The sequence below is a fragment of the Parasphingomonas zepuensis genome, assembly GCF_036663735.1.
Lineage (GTDB): Bacteria > Pseudomonadota > Alphaproteobacteria > Sphingomonadales > Sphingomonadaceae > Sphingomonas.
Genome location: NZ_JAXOJO010000001.1, coordinates 1,171,393 through 1,190,998, shown reverse-complemented (window position 1 = coordinate 1,190,998; position 19,606 = coordinate 1,171,393). Strand labels below are relative to the sequence as shown.

At 65.7% G+C, this 19,606-nt stretch carries 26 protein-coding genes; 15 read left to right on the top strand and 11 right to left on the bottom strand.

Annotated elements, in window-relative coordinates:
- Position 1: 1 nt before the first annotated feature.
- The gene (locus U1769_RS05730) at positions 2-226 is read right to left on the bottom strand and encodes a DUF6489 family protein (RefSeq protein ID WP_332713162.1); all 225 of its coding nucleotides are present in this window, start codon (positions 224-226) and stop codon (positions 2-4) included.
- Positions 227-392: 166 nt separating this feature from the next.
- Between U1769_RS05730 and U1769_RS05725 the strand changes: the two genes are divergently transcribed.
- Positions 393-1,094: a dienelactone hydrolase family protein gene (locus tag U1769_RS05725; protein ID WP_332713161.1), complete on the top strand. Its 702-nt coding sequence runs from the start codon at positions 393-395 to the stop codon at positions 1,092-1,094.
- Between the two features lie 28 nt (positions 1,095-1,122).
- Here U1769_RS05725 and U1769_RS05720 read toward each other — a convergent pair whose 3' ends face one another.
- The 4 genes from U1769_RS05720 to hemE form a co-directional block, all read right to left on the bottom strand.
- Positions 1,123-1,413 (bottom strand): antibiotic biosynthesis monooxygenase family protein, encoded by a 291-nt coding sequence (locus U1769_RS05720; RefSeq protein WP_332713158.1) that lies wholly within the window; start codon positions 1,411-1,413, stop codon positions 1,123-1,125.
- Positions 1,414-1,507: 94 nt separating this feature from the next.
- Positions 1,508-2,764 carry a transcription termination factor Rho gene (gene rho, locus U1769_RS05715; RefSeq protein WP_332713155.1) on the bottom strand — a complete coding sequence of 419 codons (1,257 nt, stop codon included), beginning with the start codon at positions 2,762-2,764 and terminating at the stop codon, positions 1,508-1,510.
- 159 nt (positions 2,765-2,923) lie between these two features.
- Positions 2,924-3,376 carry a CopD family protein gene (locus U1769_RS05710; RefSeq protein WP_332713153.1) on the bottom strand — a complete coding sequence of 151 codons (453 nt, stop codon included), beginning with the start codon at positions 3,374-3,376 and terminating at the stop codon, positions 2,924-2,926.
- Positions 3,373-4,410, bottom strand: coding sequence for a uroporphyrinogen decarboxylase (gene hemE / locus U1769_RS05705; protein WP_332713695.1), 1,038 nt, complete (start codon positions 4,408-4,410; stop codon positions 3,373-3,375). Before hemE ends, U1769_RS05710 begins: the two co-directional genes overlap by 4 nt.
- A gap of 315 nt (positions 4,411-4,725) precedes the next feature.
- Here hemE and U1769_RS05700 point away from each other — a divergent pair, with 315 nt between their 5' ends.
- The 11 genes from U1769_RS05700 to U1769_RS05650 all read left to right on the top strand — a co-directional run bounded on the left by U1769_RS05700 (position 4,726) and on the right by U1769_RS05650 (position 11,602).
- Positions 4,726-5,547 (top strand): pyruvate, water dikinase regulatory protein, encoded by an 822-nt coding sequence (locus U1769_RS05700; protein ID WP_443030177.1) that lies wholly within the window; start codon positions 4,726-4,728, stop codon positions 5,545-5,547.
- Positions 5,544-6,140, top strand: coding sequence for a Maf family protein (locus tag U1769_RS05695; protein WP_332713150.1), 597 nt, complete (start codon positions 5,544-5,546; stop codon positions 6,138-6,140). Before U1769_RS05700 ends, U1769_RS05695 begins: the two co-directional genes overlap by 4 nt.
- Complete coding sequence (locus tag U1769_RS05690) at positions 6,137-6,949, top strand: shikimate dehydrogenase family protein (protein ID WP_332713147.1); 813 nt, start codon at positions 6,137-6,139, stop codon at positions 6,947-6,949. Before U1769_RS05695 ends, U1769_RS05690 begins: the two co-directional genes overlap by 4 nt.
- A 4-nt stretch (positions 6,950-6,953) precedes the next feature.
- The gene (gene coaE, locus U1769_RS05685; protein WP_332713145.1) at positions 6,954-7,547 is read left to right on the top strand and encodes a dephospho-CoA kinase; all 594 of its coding nucleotides are present in this window, start codon (positions 6,954-6,956) and stop codon (positions 7,545-7,547) included.
- Between the two features lie 8 nt (positions 7,548-7,555).
- Complete coding sequence (gene dnaQ, locus U1769_RS05680) at positions 7,556-8,248, top strand: DNA polymerase III subunit epsilon (RefSeq protein ID WP_332713142.1); 693 nt, start codon at positions 7,556-7,558, stop codon at positions 8,246-8,248.
- Positions 8,249-8,300: 52 nt separating this feature from the next.
- Positions 8,301-8,891, top strand: a complete 591-nt coding sequence (gene hpf / locus U1769_RS05675; RefSeq protein WP_332713139.1) for a ribosome hibernation-promoting factor, HPF/YfiA family — start codon at positions 8,301-8,303, stop codon at positions 8,889-8,891.
- Positions 8,892-8,958: 67 nt separating this feature from the next.
- Positions 8,959-9,426, top strand: a complete 468-nt coding sequence (locus U1769_RS05670) for a PTS sugar transporter subunit IIA (protein ID WP_332713136.1) — start codon at positions 8,959-8,961, stop codon at positions 9,424-9,426.
- Complete coding sequence (locus U1769_RS05665) at positions 9,413-9,883, top strand: PaaI family thioesterase (protein WP_332713133.1); 471 nt, start codon at positions 9,413-9,415, stop codon at positions 9,881-9,883. Before U1769_RS05670 ends, U1769_RS05665 begins: the two co-directional genes overlap by 14 nt.
- Positions 9,880-10,221 carry a DUF1491 family protein gene (locus U1769_RS05660; RefSeq protein WP_332713128.1) on the top strand — a complete coding sequence of 114 codons (342 nt, stop codon included), beginning with the start codon at positions 9,880-9,882 and terminating at the stop codon, positions 10,219-10,221. Before U1769_RS05665 ends, U1769_RS05660 begins: the two co-directional genes overlap by 4 nt.
- 158 nt (positions 10,222-10,379) lie before the next feature.
- Positions 10,380-11,036, top strand: coding sequence for a cell wall hydrolase (locus U1769_RS05655; RefSeq protein ID WP_332713125.1), 657 nt, complete (start codon positions 10,380-10,382; stop codon positions 11,034-11,036).
- 71 nt (positions 11,037-11,107) lie between these two features.
- Positions 11,108-11,602 carry an MmcB family DNA repair protein gene (locus U1769_RS05650; RefSeq protein WP_332713123.1) on the top strand — a complete coding sequence of 165 codons (495 nt, stop codon included), beginning with the start codon at positions 11,108-11,110 and terminating at the stop codon, positions 11,600-11,602.
- Here U1769_RS05650 and U1769_RS05645 read toward each other — a convergent pair.
- Complete coding sequence (locus U1769_RS05645) at positions 11,599-12,201, bottom strand: ankyrin repeat domain-containing protein (RefSeq protein WP_332713120.1); 603 nt, start codon at positions 12,199-12,201, stop codon at positions 11,599-11,601. The genes U1769_RS05650 and U1769_RS05645 overlap by 4 nt on opposite strands.
- Before the next feature lie 70 nt (positions 12,202-12,271).
- On the opposite strand from U1769_RS05645, the gene U1769_RS05640 reads away from it, so the two are divergent.
- Genes U1769_RS05640 through U1769_RS05630 form a run of 3 tightly spaced genes read left to right on the top strand, consistent with a single transcriptional unit; the run spans position 12,272 to position 14,030 of the window.
- Entirely contained in the window at positions 12,272-12,904 is a 633-nt protein-coding gene (locus tag U1769_RS05640) for an SCO family protein (protein ID WP_443030176.1), read from the top strand.
- Complete coding sequence (locus U1769_RS05635) at positions 12,901-13,335, top strand: YcgN family cysteine cluster protein (RefSeq protein WP_332713114.1); 435 nt, start codon at positions 12,901-12,903, stop codon at positions 13,333-13,335. The genes U1769_RS05640 and U1769_RS05635 overlap by 4 nt, the downstream gene beginning before the upstream one ends.
- Positions 13,332-14,030, top strand: coding sequence for a M48 family metallopeptidase (locus U1769_RS05630; protein WP_332713112.1), 699 nt, complete (start codon positions 13,332-13,334; stop codon positions 14,028-14,030). The genes U1769_RS05635 and U1769_RS05630 overlap by 4 nt, the downstream gene beginning before the upstream one ends.
- Here the strand turns inward: U1769_RS05630 and U1769_RS05625 are convergent.
- From U1769_RS05625 to U1769_RS05605, 5 genes are all read right to left on the bottom strand, one after another.
- Positions 14,006-16,147 carry a transglycosylase domain-containing protein gene (locus U1769_RS05625; protein ID WP_332713109.1) on the bottom strand — a complete coding sequence of 714 codons (2,142 nt, stop codon included), beginning with the start codon at positions 16,145-16,147 and terminating at the stop codon, positions 14,006-14,008. The genes U1769_RS05630 and U1769_RS05625 overlap by 25 nt on opposite strands.
- A gap of 98 nt (positions 16,148-16,245) precedes the next feature.
- A complete protein-coding gene (msrB, locus tag U1769_RS05620; RefSeq protein ID WP_332713106.1) occupies positions 16,246-16,656 on the bottom strand; it encodes a peptide-methionine (R)-S-oxide reductase MsrB in 411 nt (136 codons plus the stop codon).
- 4 nt (positions 16,657-16,660) lie between these two features.
- The gene (locus U1769_RS05615; protein WP_332713104.1) at positions 16,661-17,791 is read right to left on the bottom strand and encodes an NAD(P)/FAD-dependent oxidoreductase; all 1,131 of its coding nucleotides are present in this window, start codon (positions 17,789-17,791) and stop codon (positions 16,661-16,663) included.
- Positions 17,770-18,456, bottom strand: coding sequence for a methyltransferase domain-containing protein (locus U1769_RS05610; protein ID WP_332713101.1), 687 nt, complete (start codon positions 18,454-18,456; stop codon positions 17,770-17,772). Before U1769_RS05610 ends, U1769_RS05615 begins: the two co-directional genes overlap by 22 nt.
- Complete coding sequence (locus tag U1769_RS05605) at positions 18,453-19,529, bottom strand: type III polyketide synthase (protein ID WP_332713098.1); 1,077 nt, start codon at positions 19,527-19,529, stop codon at positions 18,453-18,455. Before U1769_RS05605 ends, U1769_RS05610 begins: the two co-directional genes overlap by 4 nt.
- Positions 19,530-19,606: the final 77 nt, after the last annotated feature.

The following is a 19,606-nucleotide window of genomic DNA, read 5'->3' as shown; positions in this document are numbered from 1 at the left end:
GTTACTTGCTCGAGGTCTCGAACATTTTGCGCCAGAATCCCATGCCCGCCTCGCCCATCGGCGACCAGCTCTTCATCAGATTGTCGATCATCTCGGGCGGCACGGCGCCGTCCATCGCGCCCATCACGCTCTGGATATATTTCTCATGGACCGGGGTAAAATCGGGCAATCCCATGAACCGGCGTGCTTCTTCCGGTGTGCAATCGACTTCGACATTGATCTTCATGGGCTTCATCTCCGCTTGAGCGGGCGACGGCCGCGCTGCATAAGCTTGGGCCCATGTATGCGCGCGACTCCGCTCAGATCGCAACGCCCATTGAGAACACCCAAGTCTCGATATTATTCTTAATTAATTCAGTTGCTTACGATGAATTTAATATCCGAGGAAAGCCATGACCGGAACCATCACGATCGACACGCTCGACGGTAACGCGCATTTTTCGGCCTATTGCGCCGAGCCGACGGGAAAGCCCCGCGCCGCGATCGTGGTGATTCAGGAAATTTTCGGGGTGAATGCCGGCATCCGCCGCAAATGCGATCGGCTGGCCGAGGACGGCTATCTCGCGATTGCGCCGGACCTGTTCTGGCGGATCGAGCCGGACGTCGAGCTCGACCCCGACGTGCCCGACCAGCTGCAGCAGGCCTTTGCGATGATGGGCCAGTTCGACCAGGCGCTGGGCGTCGCCGATATCGAGGCGACGATCCGCACAGCCCGGGCGCGGCTGGGCACGGGCGGCAAGGTCGGCGCGGTCGGTTATTGCCTGGGCGGTCGCCTAGCGTTCATGACCGCAGCACGAACCGACGTGAATGCCAGCGTGGGCTATTACGGCGTCGGCATCGACGGCCTGCTGAGCGAGAAGCACGCGATCGCGCATCCGGTGCTGCTGCATGTGCCGGAGGAAGATCATTTCGTCGACAAGGCCGCGCAGCAGCGCATGCACGAAGGTCTCGACGATCATCCCAAGGTGACGATCTTCGATTACCCCGGCGAGGACCATGGCTTTGCTACCGAGTTCGGGCTGCGCAGGTCGGATGCCTCGGCGACTCTGGCCGATGAACGAACGGCGGCGTTCTTCGCGGCGAATCTGGGCTAGCGAACGCCGCGCTTCCCGGCCGCAGGCATCATAGCGGTGCGCCGAAATAGCCGACGACCGGCATAGGATCATAGAAGGGGTGGAGCAGTGTGCGCCATTCCTGGTAGCGCATTGACGTGCGGAATCCATCGCGGTGACTAGCGATATCGTCCCACTCAACCAGCAATAGATAAAGGTCGGTGCTTTCGCACGCCTTGCGCACGGCAATCGAGCGGAAGCCAGGCGAGGCTGCGATCAATGGTTTGGCCCGCGCCATGGCAGCCTCGAACGCCGCGGCCTGACCGGGTTTAATCGAGAGCAGCGCGTGTTCGAGGATCATGTCGCTCGGCCTTCAGTAAGCGACGCAGCCTTTGCCCGCGTCGTCGGCCGGGCTTGTGCGAATCCTGCGGCAATATGCCGCAGGCCGCACCGCATTACTGATTCATCGAATCGAAGAAGTCCTCGTTGGTCTTGGAATCCTTCATCTTGTCGAGCAGGAATTCCATCGCATCGATGGTGCCCATCTGCATGAGGATGCGGCGCAGCACCCACATCTTGGAAAGCTTGCTCTTGTCGACGAGCAGCTCTTCCTTGCGCGTGCCGGACTTGCCGACGTCGAGCGCCGGGAAGATGCGCTTGTCGGCGACCTTGCGGTCGAGGACGATTTCCGAGTTGCCGGTGCCCTTGAACTCTTCGAAGATAACTTCGTCCATGCGGCTGCCGGTATCGATCAGCGCGGTTGCGATGATCGAGAGCGAGCCGCCTTCCTCGATGTTGCGCGCGGCACCGAAGAAGCGCTTCGGGCGCTGCAGGGCGTTGGCGTCGACGCCGCCCGTCAGGACCTTGCCCGAGCTCGGCACGACGGTGTTGTAGGCCCGGCCCAGGCGCGTGATCGAATCGAGCAGGATCACGACGTCCTTCTTGTGCTCGACCAGGCGCTTGGCCTTTTCGATCACCATCTCGGCAACCTGCACGTGGCGCGTGGCGGGCTCGTCGAAGGTGGAGGACACGACCTCGCCCTTCACCGAGCGCTGCATGTCGGTCACTTCCTCGGGCCGCTCGTCGATCAGCAGCACGATCAGGAACACTTCGGGATGATTGTCGGTGATCGCCTTGGCGATATTCTGCAGCAGCACTGTCTTGCCGACGCGCGGCGGGGCGACGATCAGGGCGCGCTGGCCCTTGCCCTGCGGGCTGATGATGTCGATCACCCGCGCCGACTTGTCCTTGATCGTCGGATCCTGCGGATCGAGCGTCAGCTTCTCGTCGGGATAGAGCGGGGTAAGATTGTCGAAATTGACCCGGTGACGCACCGCGTCCGGATCATCGAAATTCACCGAGGTCAGGCGAGTCAGCGCGAAATAGCGCTCGCCATCCTTAGGTCCGCGAATCTCGCCTTCGACCGTATCGCCGGTGCGCAAGCCAAATTTCCGCACCTGGTTCGGCGACATGTAGATATCGTCCGGACCGGCGAGATAGTTCGCCTCGGGACTGCGCAGGAAGCCGAAGCCGTCGGGGAGCACCTCGATCGTGCCGAGCCCCATGATCTGCTCGCCATTTTCGGCCTGGACCTTGAGAATCGCGAACAGCAAATCCTGCTTGCGCAGCGTCGATGCGCTCTCGATGCCGAGTTCTTCGGCCATCGCGACCAGCTCGGCCGGCTTGTTCTTCTTGAGGTCTTTGAGATGCATGGATGGCGTCCGGACGTATGATGGTCGGGGAGAGCGTCGGTCGGCGAAGGATACGCGACGATGCTGGAGGAATTTTGCCGCGGCACGGGGCTCAAGGCTCCGCGCGCTTCGACCCCTGCGACCTAGGTGTCGCCCCTCGTCAAGTCAAGTCCGCCGGCCCTAGAAAGGCCGCACGACCACGAGGACGACGATGAGCGCGACCATCACCGCCGGCACCTCGTTGAGCATGCGCAACTGCTTGCCGGTCAGCGTTGGTCGGCCGGCGGCAAGCTTCTTCGCGTAGCCCACCGCCCAGCCGTGATAGCCGCTGAGCAGCACCACCAGCAGCAGCTTTGCATGCAGCCAGCCCAACCCGCCGACACCCGAGAACATCCCGGCATTGGCCGCCAGCATCAGCCCGAGCACCCACACCAGGATCATCGACGGGGTCAGGATCATGCTGCGCAGCTTGTTCTCGCGCGCGATCCATAGCGGCGCCTCTGGCGAACCCGGCTGCGCTTCCTGGTGGTAGACGAGATAGCGCGGCAGCATGAACATGCCGGCCATCCAGAAGATGACGAAGACGACATGCGCCGCCTTCACCCAGAGATAGGCGTTGCCGAGGAAATTCATCGCGCTCTCCGCACATGCGCCAACAGGCGCTCGACATGGGCAATCGGCGTATCCTGCAGGATGCCGTGCCCCAGATTGAAGATATGCGGCCGATCCGCCAGCGTCTCGAGGATTCGTGTCGCCGCGGCATCAAGCCCCTCGCCGCCCGCGATCAGCGCCAGTGGATCGAGGTTGCCCTGAACCGGCAGCCCGACGGGCAGACTGGCGTGCGCCCAGACCGGATCGACGGTTTCGTCCAGCCCGATCGCGTCCGCGCCGGTCTCACGGGCATAGGCCGGCAGCTTGCCGCCGGCACCCTTGGGGAAACCGATTACCGGCACGCCCGGATGCAGCGCGTGCAATGCCGCGACGATCTTTGCGGTCGGCGCGATCACCCAACGTTCGAACTGCGCGGGCGACAGGCTGCCCGACCAGCTGTCGAACAACTGGACTGCCTCGACCCCGGCCTGAATCTGCCGGGAAAGATAGACGATCGTGCTGTCGGCAATCGCATCGATGATCTCGGCGAACGCTTTTGGGTCGGTATAAGCGAACCGGCGCGTCTCGCTTTGGTCGCGGCTGCCATGGCCAGCGACCATATAGGTTGCGACCGTCCAGGGACTTCCCGCGAAGCCGAGAAAGGTGGTTTCCGCCGGCAGCAGCGCCGCTACCTTTTCCACGGTCGCATAGACCGGATCGAGCCGCTCAGGGACAGCCTGGAGCCCCGCCAGCGCATGATCTACCAGCGCCGGGGTGAGAGCCGGCCCTTCGCCCGCACCGAAGCTCAGCGCCTGCCCCAGCGCCCATGGCACCATCAAAATGTCGGAGAACAGGATCGCGCCATCGAAGCCGAAGCGACGGATCGGCTGCATCGTCACTTCCGCTGCCGCTTCACTGTCGGTCGCGAGGGCGAGGAATCCGCCCTTTTCGGCCCGGAGCGCACGATATTCGGGAAGATAGCGGCCAGCCTGGCGCATCAGCCAGACGGGTGGAACCTCGCTGCGTACGCCGTTCAGCGTATCGAGCAGGGGCTTGCCGGGCGTCGGAGTCGGGATTGCGAGAGTCCTTCTTCTATAAAAGAATAGAGTCTTGAAAGGATGTAGCTGTCGTTGGCGCGTGGATGCCGGGGCTTATGCGTTCATCCCGAAAATGCCAACAGCTTGACCGGCCGGCACCGCCTGACTCCGCTGAGTCGTTCCATTGATCCCCATTATCCACAGCCTGTGGGCGGAATCATGGGGGTGTGAATGCAATTGTGGGCAAGTCGGGGCTTTTCCACACGCGCGGCCCGCTTTGCGTGGCCGGAAAGTTGCGCTAGCGATTTTCCGGATGTTTTCCACAACTCCATCCCCAACCGGCGGAATCGCCTGATGCGGTTGCATCTTCACCTCCTGTCCGATTCCACGGGGGAGACACTGGAGAACATCGCCAAGGCGGCGCTGGCCCAATATGACGATGTGGAGACGATCCGCCATTTCTGGCCGATGGTCCGCACCGAAACGCATCTCGAGCGGATCCTGCAGGAGATCGCGCAAAATCCCGGGCTGGTCGTGTTCACGCTGGTCAACAGCGCCACGCGGCGGACGCTGGAGACGCGTTGCCGGGCGCTCGGCCTGCCCGCGGTCGCGCCGCTGGATCCGGTGACCGACGCATTGTCGAGCCTGCTCGGCCAGCAGGCCAAAGCCCGGCCGGGGCGTCAGCATGTGCTCGATGCGGCGTATTTCGCGCGGGTCGATGCAATCCAGTTCACCATGGCGCATGACGACGGCATCAACTGGGAGGATTGGGAGGAAGCCGATATCGTGCTCGCGGGTGTGTCGCGCTCGTCCAAGACACCAACGTCCATCTATCTCGCCAATCGCGGCTTCAAGACCGCCAATATTCCGATCGTGGTGGAAAGCCCGCCACCGACCAGCCTGTTTTCGCTCCGCCATCCGCTGGTGGTGGGGCTGACCACCAGCGCCGACCGGTTGATCCAGGTGCGGCGCAACCGCCTGCTTTCGCTCAACCAGGCGCCGGAAACCGCCTATGTCGATCAGGAAGCAGTGACGCGCGAGGTCGCCTATGCGCGGCGCATGTTTGCCGACAATGGCTGGCCGGTGATTGACGTCACCCGGCGATCGATCGAGGAAACCGCGGCGGCGATCGTCCAGCTGGTGACGGAGCGGGACGCGGAACGGAGCGGGGCATGAGACTGGTACTGGCCTCCCGGAGCGCCTCGCGCCGGGCGATGCTGAGCGCTGCCGGCGTCCCGTTCGAGGCAGTCGCGGCCAATGTCGACGAGGACTCGGCCAAGGCGGCGCTACGCGCCGAGGACATCGCCCCGCGCGACCTGGCCGACAAGCTCGCCGAATTAAAGGCATTGCGGGTGTCGCACCGCGATCCCGAAGCGCTCGTGCTCGGCAGCGATTCGGTCGTTGCGCTCGAGGACGGATCGACGCTGGACAAGCCGACGGATCGGGCCGAGGCGGCCGATCATCTCAGGCGACTGTCCGGCAAGCGCCACGAACTGATCAGCGCGGCGGTGATGGCGATCGATGGCCGGCCGGTCTGGCGCGTCGTGGACCGGGCTAAAATGCATGTCAGGATACTCTCGGACAGCTTCATCGAAGAATATCTCGCGGTCGAATGGCCGGAGATTTCCGGTTGTGTCGGCTGTTACCGGATCGAGGGGCCAGGGGCGCAATTGTTCAGCCGGATCGAGGGCAGTCAGTTCACCGTGCTCGGTCTGCCCCTGTTGCCGGTGCTCGACTATCTGCGGGTGAGGGGAGTTCTGACGTCGTGACTGCATCTTATGCAGAGGTGATCGGCGATCCGATCACACACAGCAAGTCCCCGCTGATTCACGGCTTCTGGATCGACGCGCTCGGTCTCGACGCCGAATATCGCGCGCATCACGTGACCAGCGCCGATCTCGCCGACTATTTCGAGCAGCGCCGGGCGGATCCCGCCTGGCGGGGCTGCAACATCACCCTGCCCCACAAGCAGGCAGCGCTCGATTTTGTCGAGGATCGCGGGGCGGTGCGCGATACCATCGGCGCGATCAATCTCGCGCTGCGCGCTGAGGATGGCGCGATCGTCGGCACCAACACGGATGCCGGTGGCTTCTATGCGCCGATCGCCGATCTGCCGCTGACGGGCGCCCCGGTTGTAGTGATCGGGGCCGGCGGTGCGGCCCGGGCGATCCTGTTCGCGCTGTCGCGGATCGGCGTAGGTGACGTCACGATCCTTAACCGCAACGTGTTGAAGGCCGCCGCCCTGCTCTCCGCCTTCGGGCTCAAGGGCAAGGCGCTGCCGTTGTCCGCGCCGCTGCCGCCCGCAGTCCTGCTGGTCAATACCAGCGCGCTCGGCATGACCGGGCAGCCGCCGCTGCTGCTCGATCTGGCGCCGCTTCCCGAAGACGCTGTCGTTTATGATATCGTCTATGCCCCGCTCGAGACCGATCTGCTGCGTCAGGCGCGCGAGCGCGAACTGGACACGGTCGATGGCCTCGACATGCTGATCGGCCAGGGTGCCCTTGCCTTCGAGCTGCTGTTCGGGGCTGAGCCGCCGCGCGACCGCGACGAGGAGCTGCGCGGGTTGTTGACGGCGTGATGCCATGTTGACGCTCGGCCTCACCGGATCGATCGGCATGGGCAAGTCTACCGTTGCCGGCATGTTCGAGGAACTGGGCGTTCCGGTGTTCGATTCCGATGCCGCGGTACATCGGCTCCAGGGCGAAGGCGGGCGGCTGGTCGCGGCGATCGAAGCGATGTTTCCGGATACGACTGGCCCCGCGGGTGTCGACCGGACGCTGCTCGGCGAGGCGGTGCTCGCCGATCCTCGTGCGTTGAAGCGACTCGAGGCGCTGGTCCATCCAGCCGTGGGCGAGGAACGCGCGGCTTTTCTCGCTGCCCATGTCGATGCACCGCTGGTGGTTTTCGACGTGCCCCTGCTGTTCGAAACCGGCGGCGCGGCGAGCGTCGACAAGGTCATGGTGGTGTCCGCGCCGGCCGACGTCCAGCGCGCGCGCGTGCTCGCCCGGCCCGGCATGACCGAGGCAAAGTTGGACGCTATCCTGGCCCGGCAGCTGCCCGATGCTGAAAAGCGCGCCCGTGCCGATTTCATCATCCCGACCGGCGGCAGCCTGGACGAAACCCGTGCAGCGGTCAGGGCATTGCTCTCTTGCCTCGGGGCTCCGCAATCCCGATAACATAGATCATGCGCGAAATCGTCTTCGACACCGAAACCACCGGCTTCAGCTTTGCTGACGGGGACCGGATGGTCGAAATCGGCTGTGTCGAGCTGTTCAACCGAGTCGAGACCGGACGCAGTTTCCACGCCTATTTCCATCCCGAACGGACGATGCCGCCCGAGGCGCAGCGCATCCACGGCCTCAGTGACGCGTTCCTGTCGGACAAGCCGTTGTTTGGTCATGGCGTTCAGGATCTTCTCGAATTCCTCGGCGATGCCCCGCTGGTCGCGCACAACGCCAGCTTCGATTTCGGCTTCCTTAACGGCGAGCTCGGGCGGTGTGGGCGCGCCCATATCCATTTGGATCGGATGGTCGACACTATCGTGCTCGCCCGCACCCGCCATCCAGGCGCCAAGCACAGCCTCGATGCGCTCTGCACGCGCTATGGTATCGATCGCAGCCACCGCACGTTGCACGGCGCATTGCTCGACGCGCAATTGCTTGCCCAGGTCTATGTCGAGCTGACCGGCGGGCGCCAGATTGGCCTTACGCTGGTGACCGAAACGATCGAGGTGCAAAGCAGCTTCGCGCCGGCAGCCGCGCCGGCGATCGTGCGTCCGGCCCGCCTGTTTGAGGCGAGTGAGGCGGAACTCGCGCGGCACGCAGCGTTTATGAAGAAGATCAATAATCCGCTTTGGGGGGTCGAGGCGTCCGGTTGACGTAGGTACGGGGCCGGGCCTAGCTGCCCGGTTCCACAGAAGGAGAATGCTCATGGACATCCGGATTTCGGGCCATCAGGTCGCTACCGGCGACGCACTGAAAAGCCATGTCGAGACTCGGCTCCAGGGCATCGCAGCCAAATATTTCTCCCGCGCGATTTCGGCCCAGGTTACTTTCGGCAAAGGGCCGCACGATAACGGTTTCACCTGCGATATCGTGGCGCATGTGATGCAGGGCCTGGTGCTGAAGGGCAGCAATGACGGGATGGACGCGCATGGCGCGTTCGATGGCGTGGCCGACAAGATCGAGAAGCAGCTGCGCCGTTACATGCGCCGCCTGAAGGATCGTCATTCCGGCCAGGGTGCTGCCGCAAATGGTGCGGCAGAGGCCGGTGCCGATGACAATGCGGGCTACACGTTGTTCCGGGAAAGCGATGATGAGGTGGCAGAGGATTTCCCGCCGATCATCGCCGAAACCCGGGTCGACGTTCCAGATGCGACGGTCTCCGACGCCGTGATGATGCTCGATCTGCGCAACACAACGGCGCTGCTGTTCCGCAATGTCGGGTCCGGCGCGTACAATATGGTCTATCGTCGCGGCGACGGGACGATCGGATGGGTGGAGCCCCAACGCGCCACCTGATGCATGTGCTATCGCCGGGCTTCAAACGCGGCTATGGGCGCGCCCGGTGGCGTGCCCAAGGATGACGATGACCGACCTGACTGATCTGCTGCTGCCGGAGACCGTTCTCGAACGACTCACGGTGGCCAACAAGAAGGCGTTGTTCCAGCAGCTCGCGACCGCGGCGGCAGCCGCCTACGGCCTTGAATCGCCGGCGGTCGTCGAGGGACTGGCCAAGCGCGAGAAGCTGGGCTCGACCGGTTTCGGCGGCGGCGTGGCGACGCCGCATGCGCGGATCCCCGGCCTGAACCATGTCGTCGGTGTATTCGCGCGGCTTGCCCAGCCGATCGATTTCCAGGCAGTCGACGATCTGCCGGTCGATATCGTCTTCCTGCTGCTGTCACCGCCCGAAGCCAGCGCCTTGCATCTCAAGGCGCTGGCGCGGGTGTCGCGTCGCCTGCGTGACCGCAGTTTCGTAGACAAGCTGCGGGGAGCCGGGTCGCGCGATGCGATCTACGCGCTGCTGACCGCCGACGAGGCCCGTGACGCAGCCTGACCGTCTCGCTCTGGGCGAGCAGGCGCATTTTCGCGCCCTTGAAGCGCTCTACGCGGCAGCGCCGATCAACCGGTTGTTCGAATCGACGTTGGAGATCCCGGCCGCGGGCGTCGCGCGTATCCATTTCCTGATCGACGAGCGTTATTTCCATGCCGGCGGCGCCGCGCACGGCACGAGCTATTTCAAGATGCTCGACGATGCCGCCTTCTATGCAGTGAACAGCCTGGTGACGGATCGTTTCCTGCTCACCACCGCCTTCAATCTGCTCTTCACCAGGCCGCTAAAGGCGGGCCCGGTCGTGGCCGAAGGCCGCTGGGTCAGCGGTCAGCGACGAGTATTCGTCGCCGAAGCCCGGCTGATCGATGCCGAGGGGGAAGAGGCTGCACGCGGTACCGGCACCTTCATGCGTAGCCGGATCGCGCTCGCTGGCCTGCCCGGATATCGGACCGATCCTTGAGCGCCAGGCTGCCGAGCCACTTGCTCGTCGGCGCCCTGCTCAGGCGGGTGAATGACGCCGGCGGTCTCGGCACCGTGCTTGCGCGCGGCGACACCCAAGCCGGGGCGATCCTTGTCATCGCGCTGGAAAGAGGGGTGAATTCCGGTACTTTTGAACGCGGGATCGGCCCGGAAGGTCGCGATGAACTCCTTCGGGTTGGGCCACAAAATACTGATAACCAACAGGAAATTTCCGAATATTGGCGTCGCCGCCGCGCGCGGGACCCGGATTTGTGGGTAATTGAACTGGATATCGCGGGGGCAGAACGATTCGCCGCAGAAACGATCGTCCAAGGTTGACTTAGTTGCGCCGCGCAACGAAAGGGCGCGCTCTATCACGCGCGTTGCGCCGTGCCGGGTGCGATCCGGCTAGGTTACGCAGTCGGGGGGACGTCCGGACGATCGCTTCATTCTTGAACCGATCGTTTCCGCACACCACCGCATATTACGAAGTCTGAATGTCGCTTTTCACTCGCGTCGCGGCCATCGCGGCGATTTCCTTCAGTCTCGCCGGCATGATCGGTGCCAGCACGCCGGGCTTCGCTTTCGAGCTCGACAGGTCCCTTAAACTCCCGATTGATCTTTCTGTTCCGCAGGCGGATCCCACGCCCGCAGCCGCGCCGACGCCGGCTTCCGTGGAAACTCCCGCACCCGCCGTCTCCACTGACGGCGCCATCCCGGCTCCCGCCCCTGTCGACGAACCCGAATTTGTCAGCCTCGCCGCGGCCGTCGCCGCGCAGGATACCGACGAGCTCGACCGCGACCTGACCTGCATGGCTGGCGCAATCTATTTCGAGGCGAAGGGCGAGCCCCTGTCCGGGCAGCTCGCGGTCGCCGAGGTGATCCTCAACCGCATGAAATCGGGACGCTTCCCGAAATCCATCTGCTCAGTGGTGACTCAGCCTGGGCAGTTTTCGTTCGTGCGCGGTGGCCGGGTACCGGTGATCGCCAATAACGCGGCCTATCGCACGGCAGTCGCCGTGGCACGCGTCGCGATCGGCGATGCCTGGGACAGCCCGGCCGCGAATGCGATGTATTTCCATGCCCGCCGGGTTTCGCCGGGCTGGCGGATGACCAAGATCGCGGCGATCGGCAACCACGTTTTCTATCGTTGAGCGATCGTCCGAGCCGTCCGGCGCGACTGGCGCCGGTTTGACCTGTTCGTCAAATGTTCTACACCAGGGGGATGCTGCAGCGTCCCCCTGATTCGTGTGTCGATGCCCCCGGCTCACCGCTATGTGCCGCCGATGTGTCGCGGGGTACGGTGCGTATGCTGCTCCGCCACGATCTGGTCGCGATGGCGGAGGTGCCGCTCGACGGCGGCCGCCGGGCCGATCTGATGGCGCTCGATTCGCGGGGCAACATCGTCATCGTCGAGATCAAGGTTTCGCGGGCGGATTTGCTCGGTGACGGCAAATGGACCGATTATCTCGGCTGTTGCGACCGGTTCTACTGGGCGATACCGGCCGGATTCGATGCGTCGCCGCTCAATGGGGCGGCGTTCCTGCCGGCCCGCACCGGCGTAATCGTGGCGGACCGCTACGACGCGGCGATCGTGCGCGAGGCGCATACCGATCCGTTGCAATCCGCGGTGCGCCGGCGCCACACGCTCGCCTTTGCGCGGCGGGCGGGGCGGCGGATGATTGGGCTGATCGATCCGGACGCCGGCGCCCTGCTTTAAAGCCCGGGGCCGGAGACGGCGCGCCGCGCCTTTTTCGGGGTTTCCTGCATCAGCTTCGCCATCGCAGTGGCGCGGTTATCTTCCAGTGCATAGTCGCGCGCTGACTTGCCCGCGATGACGTCGGCCTGATCGGGATCGGCCCCGGCGGCAATCAGCGACCGGGCCAGGCCCAGGTCGCGGCGCTGGACTGCCCGGATCAACGGTGTTTCGCCGCTCGCATTGGCGAGATTTACATTGGCCTTCCGTGCGATCAGCGCGTCGACCAGATCGATCGCGCCCAGCCCCGCGGCCAGCATCATCGGGGTATTGCCCCGGCCATCCCTGATATTGGGATCGGCGCCCTTGGCCAGGAGGAAGCGCAGATAGGTCGCGTCGCCGCGCTTGACGACGATGTGGAGCGCCCCCTCGCCGGTTGAGACCTCCCGCGTGTTGAGCACCGTGGTGCCCGGCACGTTCAACATCTTCTCGACGTCGGTGCCCTTGGAGTCTTTCACTGCCTGGAGGAATTTATACCCCTCCGACTGGTTCTGCGCCTGGACGGGAATGGCGGTGCCGAGCAGCGCGGCGGCGAGCGCGATGCCGAAAGTACGTGCGATCATCTGGTGGACAGGCCCCTGTGGTTCCTAAGGCGATATCGGGTCGAACTTGCGCCGAAGCCCCTAACAGATCATGGCTGGCGGCGCCATGAACGAGATAGCCCGCGCACGCGCGCACGTCATCCGCCGGGCGCTTGCCGCTTTGCTGGTGGCAGCCCTTCCTGCAGCCTGTTCCGGCCCGCCCGCGCCCGCCCGGGCGCCGCTCGAGGGCGCACGGATCGGCGGTCCCTTCGCGCTCACCGACCAGGACGGGCGAGCGGCCCGCGACACCGATTTCGCGGGCAAATATCGCATCGTCTATTTCGGCTACACCTTTTGCCCCGATGTCTGCCCGGTCGATGCGCGCAACATTGGCGCCGGACTTGCCGCGCTCGACCGGAGCGACCCCGCCATCGCCGCCAGGGTCGTGCCGATCTTCATCACGATCGATCCCGAACGCGATACCCCGGCCGTGCTGAAGAGCTTCGTCGCCAATTTCCATCCGCGCATGATCGGCCTTACCGGCAGCGTCGCGGCGATCGATGCCGTGGCGAAAGCTTATGCCATCTATCACAAGAAGGGGGAGGTCTCGCCCGGCGGCGGCTATCTGGTCGATCACAGCCGCGTTGCTTATCTGATGGACCCACAAGGCAAACCGCTTGCGTTGTTGCCGCAGGACAAGTCGCCCGAGGCTGTCGCGACCGAGCTCAAGCGCTGGGTGAAATGAGCGACCGCTTCTGGGAGACCCTGCCGCTCGAAGCGCTGGACCGGGGCCAGTGGGAGGCGCTGTGCGACGGTTGCGGCAAATGTTGCCTCCACAAGCTCGAGGATGAAGATACGGGTGAGCTCGTGGCGACCAATGTCTCTTGCCGCCTGCTCGACCGCGCCACGGCGCAATGTTCGGATTACAAGCATCGCCACGCTTATGTCAGTGAATGCGTCCGCCTGACCCGCGACAATGTCCATGACATCGACTGGCTGCCCTCGACCTGCGCCTATCGCCTGCGCGCCGCGGGCGAGACTCTGCCGCGCTGGCATTATCTGGTGTGCGGAGACCGCGATGCCGTCCACCGCGCCGGCGAATCGGTGCGCGGCTGGACCATCTCGGAGGATGATGCGGGCGAGCTCGAGCACCACATCATCGATCGCGAATTGTGAGCGCGGCTGATTCCCGCTCCGACACGCCGGGGGTAGAGGTGGTCCGCAACGCGCGCGCGCGCCGCGCCAAATTGTCGGTCGATCCGGCCAGCGGGCGCGTTCGACTCACCTTGCCGCTGCGGGCGCCAGTGAAGCCCGCCTTGCTCTGGGCCGAAGGGCAGCAGGCCTGGATCGCAGCACAGCGCGCCCGGCTGCCGCGCCCGCGGCCGCTGGTGCCAGGCGCGCTGGTGCCGTTTGGCGACGCCATGCTCACGATCGAATGGCGCGAAGACATGCCCCGCCGGATCGAGCGTGACGGCGATATGCTCCGCTGCGGCGGTCCGCGCGATGGGCTGTCGCGGCGCATCGAGACCTGGCTGAAGCGCGAGGCGCTGCGCATCCTGAGCGCGGAGACAGCTGAATTCGCAGCGCGGGCCGGAGTCGGCGTGACCAGGGTGGCGGTCGGCGATCCGCGCGGGCGGTGGGGCAGTTGCGCCTCGAGCGGTGCGATCCGCTATAGCTGGCGGCTGATTCTCGCACCCGACTTCGTCCGCCGTGCCACCGTCGCGCATGAGGTCGCGCACCGAGTCCATATGAATCACGGGCCGGAATTCCACGCGCTGGTCGATCGCCTCGATGAGAGCGATCCGGCGCGATCCCGGGCATGGCTGCGCGCCAATGGCGCCGCGCTTCACTGGGTCGGGCGCGAATCCTGACGATCGCCCGAGCGTTCGGGCGGCGGCAGCGCAGTCGGGCGGTCGCGTAGGGCAGGTGAACGGGCCGGTCGCGGAGTGCGGCCGAGCACCTGATCCATCCATTCCTGGTCGAGCCGCTCGGGCGGCGGCGCGCGTTCCTCGTCTTGTGGCATAGGGTTGCCGTCGGGATCGACCCGGGGAGTACCCGGATCGGCCTGCCGAACGGCGCCGGGTTCGACCGGATTGCCATCGGCATCGACAAACAGGCCGTTGTCGGGCTCGCCGAAATAGGATTCCTGATCGGGCTCCAATTCCCATTCGGGCAGCGTCACCTGAGTCTCGAACTGCTCGATCGGGCGGCTCGCGACGGCGGGCTTCATGAATGCGGCGAAGGCGCGGGCCGGGGCAGTGCCGCCCTGTAATCCGGGCACGGGACGGGCATCGTCGCGGCCCATCCATACACCCGTAGTCAGGCCGCTAGAGAAGCCAAGGAACCAGCCGTCCTTGTTGGAAGTGGTGGTGCCGGTCTTGCCGGCGACTGGCCGGCCGATTTGTGCTGCCTTGCCAGTACCGGTGTTGACCGCGGTCTGGAGCAGGTCCGTCATCTGTGCTGCGACATAGGGCGCGACCAGGACATGACTGCGATCGACCTGCTGCGCGTAGATCGTCTCGCCGTTCGCCGTCACCTTGGTGATGCCGTAGGGGGTTACCGCGACACCCTTGTTGGCGACGCTGGCAAAGGCGCGGGTCATGTCGAGCAGCCGCACGTCGGAGGTGCCGAGCACCATCGCCGGGTGCGTGTCGACCGGTGTGGTGATGCCGAAGCGCCGCGCCATGTCGGCGATCGACCCGAAGCCGGTCTCCAGGCCGAGCTTGGCCGCCACGGTGTTGACCGAATAGGCGAAGGCAGTGCGCAGCGTCATTTCACCGCGATTGGCGCCCGAACTGTTGCGCGGGCTCCAGCCCCGGATATTGACCGGCTCGTCGACCACCGTGTCCTCTGGCTTGTGCCCGGCCTCGAGCGCGGCGAGATAGACGAACAGCTTGAAGGCCGATCCGGGCTGGCGCACCGCCTGGGTCGCGCGATTGTAGATCGACGACACATAATCCTTGCCGCCGACCATCGCGCGCACCGCGCCGTCGCGGTCGATCGCGACCAGCGCGCCCTGCGCGTTCGCCGGCGCATTGGCGCGGATCGCGGCATCGGCGTCGCGCTGCATGTTGAGATCGAGCGTCGTCCACACATCGAGCGGGCGGGTGGTTTCGTCGATCAGCATCTCGAGCTGCGGCAGCGCCCAATCCGTGAAATAGCGCACGCTGTTCTGCTTGGGCTCGGGCGCCAGCGTCACGCTCTTGGGATCGGCCGCGGCCGCTTCGGCCGGTGAGATCTTACCGGTTTCGACCATCAGCTCGATCACCACGCCGGCGCGGCCGACGGCCGCCTCGGCATCGGCCGTCGGCGAATATCGCGAGGGCGCCTTGACCAGGCCGGCGATCACCGCGGCCTCGGACAGGGTAAGTCGTTCGGCGCCGTGGCCGAAGAATTTCCGGGCGGCCGCATCCACGCCGTAAGCGCCGCCGCCGAAATAGACCTTGTTGAGATAGAGTTCGAGGATCTGGTCCTTGGAAAATCGGCGCTCCATCGCCAGCGCCAGCAGGGCTTCCCGCGATTTGCGCCCGACGTCATATTTGTTCGACAGGAAGATCGTCCGGGCGACCTGCTGCGTGATGGTCGAGGCGCCCTGGAAGCGGCGATCGGTGCCGCGGTTGACAAAGGCGAGCTTGACCGCGCGCGCCACGCCGATCGGATCGATGCCGATATGCGACCGGAAGCGGCGATCCTCGACCGCGATCATGGCGTCGCGCATCACCGGCGGAATCCGGTCATAGGGCAGCCATTCGCCGTAGCTCGGCCCCATCGATACGATGACCGTGCCGTCGGCCGCGTGCACGCGGATCATCTGGCCATTGGGCGAGGATTTGAGCTCCTCGAAGCTCGGCAGCTGCGCGCGCTGGATATAGACCGCGACGACCAGCGCGATCAGCCCGAGGACTGCGAGCACGCCGGCGATCTTCAACGCCAGCATCAGTCGGCGGCGCCAGATCGTGCGCAAAGGTGGCTGGGAGCGGCGGGCCATGAAGCTGTGCTGGGATAAGCTCTATTGATTGCGCAAACAAGCCGCCTGCACGTGGAGATATGGTGCAGCCGTGGTGAAGGCCGGGTGAACGGAGCGGGCTATTGAGTCGGTTCGGACCCGCGCGCACGGAAATCGAGGCTTAGCGAATTCATGCAATAGCGCAGCCCCGTCGGGGGCGGTCCATCGGGAAAGACATGGCCCAGATGCCCGTCGCACCGCGCGCAGCGCGCTTCGGTGCGCGTCATCCCGTGGCTGACGTCGCTATGCTCGGTCACATGTTCGGGCGAAATCGGCTGGCTGAAGCTGGGCCAGCCCGAGCCGGATTCATATTTGTCGGCGCTGTCGAACAGCGGATTCGCGCAGCCGGCGCACCGATAGATGCCGTCCGCCTTGTTGTGATTGTAACGCCCCGAAAAGGCCGGTTCCGTCCCTGCCTCACGCAGCACATGATATTGTTCGGCGCTGAGCCGCTTGCGCCACTCGGCTTCGGAAAGGATGAAAAGGTCCATGACGTCAGCTTTCCCGCGATGCCTCGGCCCGGTCAAGGCGCGAATGGTTGATTCGGGTCAGCCGCGCGACGACGTCGATAAGGGCGGGCGCAGCGCGCGCGATCGGCAGTATCGCGCGGACGAGGCCGGGTCGCTCGGCGCCTGCGCGAATCAAGCCGGCGATCCCGATCGGCCGGGCCAGATCGCGGGCGAGGCCGAGCTGGAACGGGATCGCCGCCGCGCCGCCGCCACCGGCATAGGCGCGCGCCGCCCGGATGCCGCTTGCGATCGCGATGCCCATGCCCTCGCCGGCCAGTGATGGAATGACGCCAGCCTGGTCGCCGAGCCGGAACAGCCCGGGCGCGCCTTCGCGGACCCGCCAGCCATAGGGGATGTTCGCCACCGCATCGATCGTTTCGCCGCCATGACGCCAGGCAAGGCGCTCGCCCAGGCGCGGCGATTCGGCCGCCAGCGCGTCGAGCAGGCGCTCCGGATCGCCGGCCTCGGCCAGGCGCGAGCGGTGCACCGCCATGCAGCAATTGGCGCTGCCATCCTCCTGCAGGACGATGCCCAGATAGCCCCGGTCGAACAGATGAAGCTCGATCGCCCCTTGGAGCAGCGCGGCGAGGGCGGGCGCCGGCGCGAGGCGGATGCGCAGGCCAAGGGTTGGATCCGCGCCGCGCGCGTCGGGCGGGCGGGCAAGGCCGCGCACATCATGCTTGCCGCTTGCCAGGAACAATGCCTCCGCCGTGATTTCGGTGCCGTCATGAAGTCGCGCTGTCGTTCGGTCGATCGCCTTCACCATGACGCCGCGCTCGATCGCCGCACCGGCACGCGCTGCCTGGTCGAGCAGTAGCGAGTCGAGGTGGCGGCGCGACACGCCGTGTGCCGGGCGGGGCAAAGGCGCTTCGGCGACCCGATCGCCGGCGAACAGCCGCACCTGGTTCACCCGGGCCGGCCCGAGCGCATCGGGTGTGATCCCCAGGCTTTGCAGCGATTCGAGCGTGCGCCAGCTCAGGAAGCCGCCGCACAGCGCGTCGCCGGTCTCGCGGCTGCGCTCGAGCAGCAGGTGCGGCGTGCCGGCGCGGGCGAGCAGGATCGCGGCGCTTGCCCCGGCCGGCCCGCCGCCGACGATCAGCGCAGATGTTCGACGCATAGCCGGAACGGAAAGGCGCGGTAGACGCGCGCCGGCACGCCCGCTTCGGCGAGGATGGGCGGCCATTCTGCCGGCCGGTAAGAGCGGGCGATCGACAAGGTGCCGTCAAGACGAACGATCCGGTGCCAGCCCGCCAGGCGCGCGAGGAGCGGATATCCCCAATAAGCGAAGCGATGGCGGTGCAGGTCGTTGATCATCCAGCCGCGCTGCGATTCTGCCGCCATGAAGCCGAGAAAGGCGATCAATTGGGGATGCGTCATATGGTGCGCGACCAGGCTGGAGATGACGAAATCCCAGCGGCCGCCGGCGAGGGCGGCGTAATCCCCGGTCAAGTAGCGGATGGCGAAGTCGGCCGGGGTATGGGCGGTGGCGGCCAGATCGCTGCGGGGGTTGAGATCGACCCCGACCAGCTCTGCGGCGATGCCGCGCCGTCTTGCCCAGCGCGCGATCCGGCGCAGCATGTCGCCGTCGCCGAAACCCACGTCGAGCAGGCGGAAAGACGTCATGCCGTCAGTGCCGCGCGCCAGGAAATCCAGTGTGGGGCGTGCCGCCATGGTGACGCGATTCACCCGGGCGAGATCGCCCACCACATCGGCATAGGTCGCGGCGTCGAGATCGTCGGCGTCCATCAGCTCCTCGGCGATGGCGCGCGTCTCGAGGGTCATGTCACGCTCCGGAAGCCGAAGCCTTCGGCGGCAAGGCCGGGCCCGAAGGCGAGCGCGACGCCATCTTTTACCGACGGTCCGTCAAGCAGTCTTGCCAGCACGAACATCAATGTCGCCGACGACATGTTGCCATTGTCGGCCAGCACGCCGCGCGATGCAGCCAGCGCCCCCGGCGGTAGCGCCAGGCTATGTTCCACCGCGTCGAGGATCGATCGTCCGCCGGCATGCACCGCCCAGGCGTCGATCTCCTCCGGCGCGCGGCCGCCCGTCGCGGCGGCGGCGAACGCGGGATCGGCCAGGCCGGCGGCGATCCGCGCCGGCACTTCGCCCGACAGATGCATGGCAAAACCGCTGTCGGTGACGTCCCAGCGAATCAGCCTCTCCGAATCGGACAGTGTGGTCGCGAAGGGCTGGCCAATCGCGAAGCCGCGCGGTTCGGCGGTGACGAGGGCGGCGGCGGCGCCGTCGCCGAATTGGAGCATCGCCAGCAGCGGCTCGATCTCCGATACGGCCTGGAGATGAAGCGTCGAAAGCTCGACGCACAGGACCAGGACGCGGGCGGCCGGCTCCGAACGGACGATGTGGCGTGCGGTGCGGAGCGCGGCGACGGCCGCGTAACAGCCCATGAATCCGATCAGCAGCCGCTCGACCGAGGGCGACAGGCCGATCCGCCGGGCAATGATCTGGTCGATGCCGGGCGCAACGAAGCCGGTGCAACTTGCGACGACGAAATGGGTGATGCCGTGAATTGGCAGCTGCGCCGCGAGCGCCTCGATGGCGGTGATACCGAGGGCGGGCGCCGTCTCGGCATAGAGCGTCATGCGCGCACCGGTGCCGGGGAGTGGGGCCTGGGCATAGAAGCCTTCGGCCGATACCGGCGATCCGCCATTGCTGGTGCGGTCGAGCACTGACCAGCGGTGATCGATGCCCGACCGCGCGGCCATGCGCGCGAACAATCTCGCCGACCGCCCGTCCTCGATACGGTCCTGCGCCCAGGCGATGAAGGCATGGTGGATGTCGTGATCGGGAACGGCGGTGCCAATCGCGTTCAGAAAGGCTGCAGCTTCGGGCAAGATCGGCTTTCAGGGGCGCGAAGGCTTCGCGCGTTCGGTTGCATAACGCCACTGTAGCCCGGTCGATCCTCATACCA